General features: G+C 33.1%; 3 protein-coding genes. All 3 read right to left on the bottom strand.

The window, feature by feature from the left end; genetic code table 11:
- Positions 1-396: NUDIX hydrolase (locus ACW2QF_RS18585; protein WP_455717508.1), on the bottom strand; the 396-nt coding region annotated here is incomplete at its 3' end.
- 131 nt (positions 397-527) lie between these two features.
- On the bottom strand, positions 528-2,387 hold the full coding sequence (locus tag ACW2QF_RS18590) for a penicillin-binding transpeptidase domain-containing protein (protein ID WP_455717509.1): 1,860 nt from the start codon (positions 2,385-2,387) through the stop codon (positions 528-530).
- A gap of 22 nt (positions 2,388-2,409) precedes the next feature.
- Entirely contained in the window at positions 2,410-3,705 is a 1,296-nt protein-coding gene (locus ACW2QF_RS18595) for an FtsW/RodA/SpoVE family cell cycle protein (protein ID WP_455717510.1), read from the bottom strand.
- Positions 3,706-3,734: the final 29 nt, after the last annotated feature.

The raw sequence follows: 3,734 nt of genomic DNA on the forward strand, positions 1-3,734 counted from the left end.
ATATGCTTTTTCTAAAATTTGCTTTTCATTAGAAAACTTTAATAAATGATATGCCTCATGAAACTTATAATAACCTGAATCCATAAAATACTCTTCACGTTGTGGTTTACTATAATAACTATCAGACATCATCAAATACCAATGTACATCTTTTGACACTAAATCAGAAGGTGTATTAAATGTATATTGACTCTTTCCAACATACTTAATGATACTGGTATCTACTCCGGTTTCTTCCTTTACTTCACGGATGGCAGTCTCTTTATATTCTTCGCCTTCTTCTACCGTACCCTTTGGTAAAACCCAACCTTCGTATTTGTTCTTATAGTTCTTATACAGTAATAATATCTTTCCTCTGAATATAACCACACCGCCACAGCTCGTTGCCTCAATCATCGCAATTCCTCCTGTACTATGGTGTGTCTTGTCCTAAAGATAGTATACCTCTTTTCATAGTGATTTTCAACCAAAAAATATGGCGAGTTTTGTTATATTTTACGAACATTGGCAAGAAAATAGTTTTCCTCTTATCGGCTAAAATAATTATCCATGATTTTTTTCGCTATTGGTACAGCATAATCACTACCAGTACCAGCTCCTTCCACAATAACACTAACTGCAATCTGTGGATTATCTGAAGGTGCAAATCCAACGAACCAAGCATGAGAAGATTTTCCCGAATCATATTCAGCAGAACCTGTTTTACCTGCTGCTTGATACTTGCTACTACTTAATTTATATCCAGTTCCATCGCTCACAACTTCTTCCATCATATCAGTAAGTGCTTTCGCTTCTTTAGCTGTCATTAAGTCACCATATGAAGAAGGCATATTCTTACTAACAACATCACCAACATAATTTTCAATATGATCAACTACATATGGTTTCATTAATGTCCCGCCATTAGCAATCGCACTTACAATCATAAGATTATGCATTGGTGTAATTAATGTATTTCCTTGACCAATTGACGTCTGCGATGTTAAAGTATCTTCTGAATCAGAATTTAGAGTAAAAGAACTCGTCTTATATGAAAATGGTAATGGCAGTTCAGAATTGAACAATAACGAGTCACAAGTACTAAGCCAAGACTTTTTACTGAGTTTTGTTCCAATTGACGCAAATGTTGCATTACAAGACTTAGCAAAAGCTGTTTTTAGATCAACAGTACCATGAACCTTATGATTGTAGCAGTTAATCGTCATACCATCCACTGTAAAACTACCATTACATGTATATTTAAATTTCTTATAATTTGAGTTTTCTCTCATATATTGTAGAGCTGTAACAATCTTGAATGTAGAACCAGGAGGATACAATCCCTGTGTAGCTCGATTAATCAAAGCAGAATTATTATCACTATCGTCGGTCAAATTCTCCCACTGAGATGTGATCTGATTTGGATCATAATCTGGTTTTGATACCATAGCTAAAATCTTACCTGTACTTGGTTCTGATACTACTACAGCACCTTTATGATTACCAAGAGCATCGTATGCGACCTTTTGTAACTCTACATCTAACGTTGTTACAATATTATCACCAACATTTTTCTTCTCCGATAACTCATTAATGATTTTTTCTATTGGATTTGCATTTGAAGTTAACATATTAAAGTTTTCTGATAGCTCGATACCTGTTTTGCCCTTATCAAATCTTCCTACTACATGTACAAACATATCTCTATAAGGATAAACACGTTTACTATTTCCATCATCATCTTCTATTGTTTGTGCTAAAACTTCACCTTTATTACCAAGTATCTGCCCTCTGACAACTCTCTCTGCTAATAAATCCTGACGTTTGTTATACGTATTGTTAATTACAGCCTTACTATCAGCAAACAAGAAATGTGCAAAATTAGCAAGTAATAAAACAAATAGCCCAATAAAAATATAAGTCACAACTAGAATCTCACGATTTGAACTACGACGTTTCGTTTTCCCGTTCAAATTTTCCTGTAAAGCTTGTTGTGCATCGTGTTGCATATTTTGCTGTGAATTCTTTTTTGAATTCTGCTTCGAATTTAATTTTAATTTTTGCTTCAAGTTTTGTTTCGAATTTTGCTTTACATTTTGTTTCGCTTTCTTTTTAGAATTTTGCTGCTTATTTGGCTTTTGCTTTATAGGCTCTTGATGCTCTCTATAAACAGTATTATCTTCCCTACTAGAATTATTCTCAAAGAAACCTTCCTCTTCCAATGATTGTTTAATCATCGCACTATAGTCGTCTTCATCATATTCACTAGTAGAATAATTATAAGACTTTTTAGCTGGTTGCTTAGTAGATTTATTTGACATTTGTTTGTTCGTCTTCCTACTTGTTTTCTCATTATGTTTCTGATTTTTATTGTTATTCTGATTTTTCTTTCCTATCAACCTAATCATCCTCATTCATCTTGATAAGTAATTATTTGTTACGTACATATAAGCCTTGTATAATGCAGAAAATAATTACTGTACTTAATACAGAACTACCACCATAACTAATTAATGGTAAAGTAACCCCTGTAGAAGGTATGAATTTCGTTACGCCACCAATCGTTAAAAACACTTGAAATCCATACACAATACCTAATCCTAATGCAGTTAATTTATAAAAAGTCCGTTTCATCTTCATAGCAATATTAATGAACATGATAAAACAACTCAAACAGATTAGAATGATACAAAAAGCTACAATACCCCCAAGTTCCTCAGATATCGCTGAGAATACAAAGTCACTCTCTACTACAGGAATACTACTTGGCAAACCTTTTCCTAAACCAAGGCCAAACCAACCCCCAGTTCCTATTGCAAACAAAGATTGTGTTATCTGATATCCTTCTCTATCTATATGGCTCCATGGGTCTTTCCATGCCATAACCCTAACTCTTACATGGCTGAATAACTTATATGCTATGAAAGCAGCCGCCGAACCACCAAATAGACCCAAAGCAAGGTAACCAGCATTATTAGAAGCAACATAAATCATCATTAGATAAGTAATGAAGAATATAAGAGCTCCACCTAAATCTTTCTCAAGTACTAATAATATAACATGTGCACCCGCTAGTACAGATACTATTACAACTTGTTTAAAATCACTGGTTTTTGATAATAATGATGCAATGAAAAATACAAACAATATCTTCACAAACTCAGAAGGTTGAAATCCAACGCCACCGATATACAACCAGTTTGTAGCTCCATACTGTGTTCGTCCAAAAACTAATACAACTAATAACAAACCAATACCTATGACTGCATAAACAAACCCAAGATTCTCAATCCATTTTGTTTTATCAATAATGAACGGTACGACTACACAGATTGCTATTGATATACTAGCTATTGCAAATTGCTTAACTGCCAATGAATAAGATAGCCTCGTTAGCATTACAAAACTAAACATTAATAGCATTAACATATTATTCAAAATCAAGCGCGATAAATTTTTATACACAACCTTATATACTGCTAGTACAATCGCAAAAAATGCTATCTCAAACAGATATAAGATTATGATCTGCATATTCTTAGTCTCTAAAAACAATACAAGATAGCAGATGAAATGTATCGCATACATTAAACCTATTTGTTTGTTAAATTTACTATTTTGTCTTTTCTTATCACTACTACGAAAGACAGTAAAACAATATAGAGTGTAGATTGCCAATAAGATTATTATTAAATATCTTGACAATTCTATTACTAAATTCTCCATCTGATCACCTACTCTATTCCACGATTATA

It is taken from the genome of Anaerosporobacter sp., from assembly GCF_965301125.1.

What these genes read in the sequence shown, in the direction of transcription:
- ACW2QF_RS18590 (WP_455717509.1), bottom strand. Translation starts at nt 2,387, where the DNA reads ATGATTAGGTTGATAGGAAAGAAAAATCAGAATAACAATAAAAATCAG.
- ACW2QF_RS18595 (WP_455717510.1), bottom strand. Translation starts at nt 3,705, where the DNA reads ATGGAGAATTTAGTAATAGAATTGTCAAGATATTTAATAATAATCTTA.